Origin of the sequence: Nesterenkonia cremea (assembly GCF_014642675.1) — a bacterium.
Classification (GTDB): Bacteria; Actinomycetota; Actinomycetes; order Actinomycetales; family Micrococcaceae; genus Nesterenkonia; species Nesterenkonia cremea.
This window is the reverse complement of sequence record NZ_BMIS01000025.1, coordinates 1-7,076: the sequence shown is the minus strand read 5'-3', so window position 1 is coordinate 7,076 and position 7,076 is coordinate 1. Positions and strand designations below refer to the sequence as shown.

The following is a 7,076-nucleotide window of genomic DNA, read 5'->3' as shown; positions in this document are numbered from 1 at the left end:
GAATACAACACCATCCGGCGCCACTCAGCGCTCGGGTACCGCAGCCCGGCTGAGTATGCTGAAATCTGTACCCATTGAAGAAACCGCGGCCCGCATAACGCGTGGACCTACTTCCGGGGGCAACCCACAGGTATAATTCAGAGCAGAACCTCCCCTGTGTTTTCACGCCCCCTCATATGTGAGTTTTCCACAGCTCCACGAGACCCCCTCTGATCTCTGCTTTCACACATCCCTATAGGTGTCTATTTCCCCAGAGCCGGGCCATAAGGCCCCAAATCGGCCTCGATCCCCGGAATGACGCGGAAGTTGCGCTGGGCCATAGCCGGGCCATAAGGCGTAAATCCGGGGGTATTTTTGGGCCATTAGCAGGACACAAGGTGGGCCATTACGGCCTGAAACCGGCCGATTTTCGGGCCATTGTCGATTTGGGCCTGTTTCGGCGACTCTGCGGCTGCGGCCCGTCGCGAGACGTTTTCCACAGGCCACAGCAGGCCCCTCAAAGACCACTGAGTATGACCTGCGTCACTTACAGTGGGCGCGGGTGAGGAGCAAGCGCCGGACACTCTCGGGCCATGAGCTCACAGACCAAGGAGCAGAAGCAGGCCCCCTCGGTCGACTCCATCGTCGGCTACGACCCCATCACCGGCACCGCCGAGCTGACCGAGTCCGACGAGCAGCGCAAGACCCTACCGACGACGGTCTGGACCCCGCCGTCGCACAACTACTCCTCCTACGGGTCCTGGATGCTGCGCCGCTTTGTCCCTCGGGCGACGTTCTCGCACCCGAAGTCGATCTACGCCGTCGAGGACGCCCTGCGGTTTTACCTGACCAACAAGCCTCAGGCGAAGGTCCTGGACATCTATGCCGGATCTGGCAGCACCGCCCATGCGGTGATGCTGCTCAACGCCACCGACGGCGGAGCCCGCGAGTCGACCTCGGTGACGATCAACGAACTCTCCCCGCACAGGCTTCGCCACCTTGCCCTGGCCGGATTGGACGGCGACGAGAATGATCCGACCGGAGTCTTCTACGCGGTGTTGGTGCCGCGGCTGAAGGCTGCCCTGACCGGGCTGACCCCGTCGGGCGATCCGGTGAAGGGCAAATACTGCTTCCCCGACCGCACTGCCTGCTCGGAGGGGCTGCCCGGACAGCTGGCGGTCATGACCCGACAGGTCGTTCGGCAGGCCCAGGCGGCATAGAAAGAGCCCCGCAGACCAGCGGCACAGCTGGTCTGCGGGGCTCTGCGCTCCCCCGGCACGACTCGGACCCTCGACCCGTTCGAGGTCGCCAAGGTCTCGATGTGGCCGTATGAGCAGATGGCCGATCGCCCGAAAAAGGAACTTACCCAGTTGGTGAACCAGCTTGAGTACTCGGTCTACGTCGGTGCGATCCGGAACTCGAAGTACAGCGCCATCCTCAACGAGAAGATCCCACCTATTTCCGAAGAGGTGGAGCTTCCTCCGAACTGCTCCTTCGATCTCGTGCCGGAGGGGATGCGCGAAGACAGGGAGCATCCGGACGTGCGGATCGCCCGGCGGGCGGAGAACCTCTCGCGGTTGTCTGCGGTCGCTCATGAGCGAGGTGAGGTCTCCCCCGGCCTGCGACGTGTGATCGTTATTCAAGCGGTCCGGTTGGCCGACCTCGCTGCTGCACGACTCTCTTATGTGGAAGGCCGACGCGGCCCGAGTCCCGATGCCATCAATGTCCCCGAGCTGGTGGGCAATGTCATCAAGGAGCTCGGCGAGTCCTAAGTAGCACGTCGAGGAGGGTTCGCACCTCAAAACTGCGGTTCTAGAGACCGTTGTTCTACCGTTTGGGCTATCGACGCGGGGTGACAGCAGGACCTCGGTGTATCGAAGCCTACCGAGGCTAGGGGAGATCACGTCTCTGAGTGGGCCGCCCGGGAATCGAACCCGGCCCGTATCACTGTGCGCACCAGCGATGCGGCTCTCCGCAGCAACGACCCGGCACCCTGATCCCGAAGGAGCGACCCGGTGGGTTCAACAAGCCCTGCCCGGGTCATCCGGAATACCCTTGCGGACGGCGCGGGGAGGTTCAACCCTGTGCCGCGCCCATCAGCGTGCCTTGTAGGACCGGCCGGAATCGAACCAGCGCCTCCGAGGCTTCTACTTCCGGTCCTCCGGCGAGCATTTCCTCCCGCCCTAGACCGGCTGCGAACCCGGCGCTCTACCTGTTGAGCTACAGCCCTGCACGACGAGGAGGACTCGAACCCCCGCCTGCGGTTTTGGAGACCGCCGCTCTGCCTGTTGAGCCATCGTCGTATGCATCAGACGGGACCGCGGTGTCTAAACCGCTGTCCGCCGACTGTGCGAGTTCTTAGGGGCGGCCTATACGGGCGCCGCCCGGTGCTCACTCAATTCGGGGCCTCGATCTGACTTCCGCATTGGTTTTCGATCGGCCATCTTCTCAGCTCCGTTCCCTCGGCTAGATTCGAGCCAGCCTCCTCATAAGACGGGGCTGGCTTCTCTCTGAGCGACGAGAGATGAAGCCCGCCCGCCGACGCGCAGGTACGCCTCGGGGCTAAGGCCGTCATGGACGTCCTTCACACGGGGATGTACAGGTTCGAACTCAGTCAGGAGTTTTATCTCGGTAGCTGATGTTCATAGGGTGTGTTGACGCCTCGGCGGGGCGGGCTCGTTGCACGGGTGGGATTCGAACCCACGAAGGTCATGCCATCTGGTTTACAGCCAGGTCGCGTTGTCCGCTTGCATACCGTGCAGTGGAGGCGGCGGGAATCGAACCCGCGTCTCAGATCGCAACAGGTGAGGCATCTCCATGTTCAGCCGACATCAGTGTTTCGAGCACCACTCGGAGTCGGCGCCGTAGTGATGATCTATCCCGAGAAAGTTCTCGCCCATTGCGCTCTCGGGAAGTCGCGCGGTGGGCCAGCCGTCCTTATGACGGTGAGTCAGGCATCGACGGCGTACACCTGGTCACCGGAGTTCATGCCGCGAGGGCGAACTCGTTCTGCTTCACATCGGAGTTGGCAGATATGGGGTGGTCGAACAGTTTTAGGAGGTCACGACCGTGGCTCCATATGCTTCCTCACCAGTTCAGCGACCTGATCGAAGCCAAGTCGCCCCCTTGATGTGCGTTCTCTATGCCGTTGCCAATCAGCTGCACTAACAGAGTGTCCGGCACTGGCAACAGATCGGAGCACCCTGCCAGCGCGGGGTCGTTGGATGCATTCAGACGGAGAACCGGCGGGCGCGGAACTCGGTGTAGAGATCGGGGTGGGCCTGTGACAGGGCCTTGGTGTCGATGTCCTCCTTCTGGACGGTGAACTGCCTGGCCAGTTCGGGGTGTTCCTTGGTGAACTTCGACTTCGAGAAGGTGGAGTTCTGCTTGTTTGTCGCCAGGCGAGTTCCGTCTTCTGCGACGAGCTCTTCGGCGTCTTTCATGTGGCCCTCGATCACCGCCCGTGCGGTCTTCTGCCGCTCCTTGGCCGCGGCTTCGTCCTCCTTGGCCGCAGCGAACTGGCTCACGGCCTTCTCTACCTCCGGGCTGGCAGTGGCCTTCTTTCCGGGCTCGGCGGTGGGGTAGGTCGACTGGATCTTCTCCAGGGAGTTGGGCTCAGGCGGGTTGCCGGCCTCCTTGCGGTCCCACAGCTCGTCGACGGCGCCGCGCAGTGCTTCGATGTCGTCGTCGTTGCGGTCGACTCTGATGATCATGAAGTCACCGCCGATATCAGCTGCGACCCATGCGTGGCTGCGGCCGGTCACGCCCATGGAGTGCTGGACCTGCCAGTAGGCCTCCGGGGGTACCCGGCCTTCCTCCTCATCCCAGTCACCGCGGTTGTGGTACGAAGTCGTCTTGATCTCCAGGATGCCGCCGTCGGAGGTCATCGAGTCCACTGAGGCGCGCATGTAGGGGCGCTCCTTGTTGGCCAGCAGTCCGCGGCGCTGGGTGGCGATGCCGGTCTGGAGGGTGAACTCTTCGCGGATGCCTGGCTCCATGGCCAGTCCGCGGCGCATCCGGTAGTTGGACTGCACCGGCTCGGCGACGCCGATCTTGTCCTCGTAGACGTCGAGGACGTCCTTGTAGCGGTTCTCCCCCATCAGCGCTGAAGCTTCGGAGGATCCGATGCCGTGGCGTCGTTCGGCCAGCCATTCCTCCCGGCTCGCGTCGGCGCGCAGGATCTGCGTCGCCTCCGGGAAGGAGTAGTCGACCGTCTCGGTCTGTTCATCGATACCGAGGACGCCGAGGCTGTCGTCGACGTCTCCGTGCTGCTTCTGTTTCCACTTGCCTTCGACGTCGCGGTTATCGATCTGGGCCTGCTGTGCTGGGGAGAGGGTCTGCTCGCTCATGCCCGGTAAGTGTCCGGTGACTCCGGCACCTCTCCGTGGGCGGGGCCGTCAGCGCAGGGTGTCGACGTCGATGGTGACCGCGCGGTCGTCGAGCGTGAGGATGCGTTCGATCTCAGCCAGGCTGGCGTCGATCCCGTTGGCCTCCAGGGCGGCGCGGAGGTCCCGGGCCGGTGCCACGGCTCCTCCGGGGTAGCCGAGTCCGCCTTCGAGTTCGTGGGCTCGCGGGATGAGAGCCACGATGCGGCCATCCCGAACCAACGCCATGAACAGGGTCTCCTGCCCCTGCTCGGCGACGATGTGGTCGCCGGGGAGCACCTCGATCGGCGAGCCTATGCCGTGGGGCCACAGCACTTCGATGATGCGCTCACCTGCCTGGGTGGGGTTCTCGATCTCGGCGAACGCATTTCCGTAGGCGTCGACGCCGTAGTGGTGAACGATGTTGCCGGCAGCGGGTCCGAGGCGCTGTTTCTGGAACGACGACAGCTCGAAGGCTGCAGCACCTGCACCGCCGCTGAGGCTGGAGAGGTATTCGTTGGTCCAGTGGTGGTCGCTGGGGTGTATCTTGCGCCGGATGGAGGGCCTGTCGGCGAGGCCGCTCGGGGCCTTGTCTGCGACTTCGAGGATGGATTCGGCGTCGAAGACCTCCGGGTGATTGGCGGTGGGCATAGTGCCCGGGCAGTAGGCCTGCCACAGCCGCCAGGCGCACTGACGCAGATCCTGGACCCAGTTCTTCGCCAGGGCGGACGTGGGACGGTCGTCCTGTGGGTAGAGGCGGCACACTGCATCCAGGAGCGCTTCGTCCTCGGCGTCGAGGTGCCGCAGGCATACCGCGATCGCCTTCAGCGGCACCCTTCCTTCGTCGATCAGGACGTCGGCGTCGGCCATGAGCACGGCCAGCAGAGTCTGATCCAGCCCGGTGTGCTCGCTGAGGGCGGTGAAGTCGGCGCGGGGCTGCTGGGTGGACTCGTAGTGGGCTGACCATGCGTAGGCCGGAGCGGCGGCGAAGACAGCGACGCGCACCATCGTGGCGAAGTGCGCCATGTCGTCGAGCACGGCCTGGGGGTTCTCGACGTTCCGGTAGCCGGGGGCGAGTCGCTTGAACGCCCTGCCTTCACGTTCTGACTCGCGGGCGACCTCGCGGGCGTGAAGAGTGGATTCGACGATGTCGGCCATCTGGTCGGCGGCCTTGTTCACCGGAGTCCTAGGGTCGATCTCCGGGGGTTCGGCCCAGTTCATTAGGGCCTTGGCATGGGACTCGATCTCGGACTCGTTCCAGCGGAGTTCTGCTCCCAGGGCCTGGGCCAGGCGTCGCCGTGTGGGCATCCGCATCATGGTCTGGCCGTTCTCGGCTTTGACGATGGTGACGCGGGAGATGCCGCTGGCCTCGGCGAGCTGATTCTGACTGAGGTTGGCTTCCTGGCGATGGATTCGCAGATTGGTGATTGCCATACCTCGATGGTGCGGCGCCACAGCTCCCATGTCAACCCGTGTAAAGTATTCCTGCAAACTCGCTGTCCTTGAAGGCGTGACAGTGGGAGCCCATAATCCAGTTTTCACCTATCAGGAGAAGGTCTTGTCGAAGAACGCGAAGATCCGCTGTTTGAGCTCGGGGTTCTGGGTGAACGGCGCGTAGTCGGGGTCGTCGAACTTCTCCGGACGGACCAGTCGGTTGTTGATGCCCAGGCGCTCGACCGCGTAGACCTCGAATCCCCGGGCGAGTTGCTCGGTCGGGGTGTTCAGGTACTGTCGACGCTTCGAGTCAGGCTCTTTCAGCGCGGCGGCGTAGTCCCGGCTGATGGACCGGAAGTCCTGCTTCAGCGAGGCATTCTCACCGACGATGTGGTCGTAGTAGTGGCCCATCTCGTGGATGTAGGCCTCGGAGGTCCGGACGTCGACGGCCACTGCGTTGCGATCCGCAGCGAACAACCCGCGGGCGTTGTGCCTGCCGAGCTTGCGGATACGCAGCTCCGGGTTCCGGCCAGCAGGGACGGCCGGGAGCTTGGAATCGACCTCGGCGACGGCCTTCTCGAAGTCGGCGTACTCGGCCGGATCCACATCGTTGTCGATCTCCACCTTGGAGAAGGCGCCGCCGTTGGATGACACCAGGCAGGTCTCGGCCATCATCTCCTGGTGAGCCTTGTCTGGGTACTTCTTGTCGTCGAAGACGCCGGCGCTGGAACTTCTGGTGCGTTGCAGGTGCTTCTTCTGGGCTTGGAAGTTTCGGCCTTCAAGCTGGGCGTCCTCCATAGCCGCGAGAGCTTCGACGGTGGAGGTCTGGGTTCGGGAGTGACTGGCTTTCTCATGGACTGCCCGGTCCGCGATAACTTCAACCAGACTANGGCAGTGACTCCGTGCAGTAGCGCTGCTGCTCGGTATGTGGTGGCCAGCTTGTCGCAGCGGGTGGCGATGCCGCGCCATTGCTTCAAGTGGCAGAACCCGCGTTCGACGATGTTGCGGCCCTTGTATCGCTGGGTGTTGAACTTCGGGGGCCTGCCGCCCTTGGTGCCGCGGTTTCTGCGGTGTCGTTTCTGATCGTCAGGCTCTGCGATGGTGGCGATGATCCCGCGTTCCCGCAGGTAGGTGCGGATCGCGCGGGAGGAGTAGGCCTTATCGCCTAGCAGCTCATCAGGTCGGGTACGGGCCCTGCCGGGTCCCAGGCGCGGGACTCTGATCTGTTCGACCAGCGGGGTCAGCACCGGGGCCTCGTTGGCCTGTCCGGGTGAGATGATCGTTGCCAGTGGCAGCCCG

At 63.7% G+C, this 7,076-nt stretch carries 5 protein-coding genes, 3 tRNA genes, 1 other RNA gene and 1 pseudogene; 2 read left to right on the top strand and 8 right to left on the bottom strand.

Annotation, left to right across the window (positions count from 1 at the left end):
* Positions 1 to 572 precede the first annotated feature (572 nt).
* Both IEW85_RS14095 and IEW85_RS14090 read left to right on the top strand, forming a co-directional pair.
* The gene (locus IEW85_RS14095; protein ID WP_188687056.1) at positions 573 to 1,199 is read left to right on the top strand and encodes a site-specific DNA-methyltransferase; all 627 of its coding nucleotides are present in this window, start codon (positions 573 to 575) and stop codon (positions 1,197 to 1,199) included.
* Between the two features lie 117 nt (positions 1,200 to 1,316).
* Entirely contained in the window at positions 1,317 to 1,751 is a 435-nt protein-coding gene (locus IEW85_RS14090; RefSeq protein ID WP_188687052.1) for a hypothetical protein, read from the top strand.
* Positions 1,752 to 2,088: 337 nt separating this feature from the next.
* Here the strand turns inward: IEW85_RS14090 and IEW85_RS14085 are convergent.
* The 8 genes and pseudogenes from IEW85_RS14085 to IEW85_RS14050 all read right to left on the bottom strand — a co-directional run.
* A tRNA-OTHER gene (locus tag IEW85_RS14085) sits at positions 2,089 to 2,209 on the bottom strand.
* Between the two features lies 1 nt (position 2,210).
* A tRNA-Trp gene (locus tag IEW85_RS14080) sits at positions 2,211 to 2,282 on the bottom strand.
* 376 nt (positions 2,283 to 2,658) lie between these two features.
* Positions 2,659 to 2,740, bottom strand: a tRNA-Tyr gene (locus IEW85_RS14075).
* Positions 2,739 to 3,105: a transfer-messenger RNA gene (gene ssrA / locus IEW85_RS14070) on the bottom strand. The genes IEW85_RS14075 and ssrA overlap by 2 nt, the downstream gene beginning before the upstream one ends.
* 104 nt (positions 3,106 to 3,209) lie before the next feature.
* Positions 3,210 to 4,328, bottom strand: a complete 1,119-nt coding sequence (locus IEW85_RS14065) for a YqaJ viral recombinase family nuclease (RefSeq protein WP_188687049.1) — start codon at positions 4,326 to 4,328, stop codon at positions 3,210 to 3,212.
* 48 nt (positions 4,329 to 4,376) lie between these two features.
* A complete protein-coding gene (locus IEW85_RS14060; protein ID WP_188687046.1) occupies positions 4,377 to 5,777 on the bottom strand; it encodes a helix-turn-helix transcriptional regulator in 1,401 nt (466 codons plus the stop codon).
* Positions 5,778 to 5,888: 111 nt separating this feature from the next.
* Positions 5,889 to 6,575, bottom strand: coding sequence for a hypothetical protein (locus tag IEW85_RS14055; protein ID WP_229659062.1), 687 nt, complete (start codon positions 6,573 to 6,575; stop codon positions 5,889 to 5,891).
* Positions 6,576 to 6,649: 74 nt separating this feature from the next.
* A pseudogene (locus IEW85_RS14050) lies at positions 6,650 to 7,076 on the bottom strand (transposase); the annotation flags it as partial.

Bases quoted from the DNA above. Each gene is read 5' to 3' on its own strand.
- IEW85_RS14065 (WP_188687049.1), bottom strand. From the start codon at position 4,328: ATGAGCGAGCAGACCCTCTCCCCAGCACAGCAGGCCCAGATCGATAAC.
- IEW85_RS14090 (WP_188687052.1), top strand. From the start codon at position 1,317: ATGGCCGATCGCCCGAAAAAGGAACTTACCCAGTTGGTGAACCAGCTT.
- IEW85_RS14060 (WP_188687046.1), bottom strand. From the start codon at position 5,777: ATGGCAATCACCAATCTGCGAATCCATCGCCAGGAAGCCAACCTCAGT.
- IEW85_RS14055 (WP_229659062.1), bottom strand. From the start codon at position 6,575: ATGGAGGACGCCCAGCTTGAAGGCCGAAACTTCCAAGCCCAGAAGAAG.
- IEW85_RS14095 (WP_188687056.1), top strand. From the start codon at position 573: ATGAGCTCACAGACCAAGGAGCAGAAGCAGGCCCCCTCGGTCGACTCC.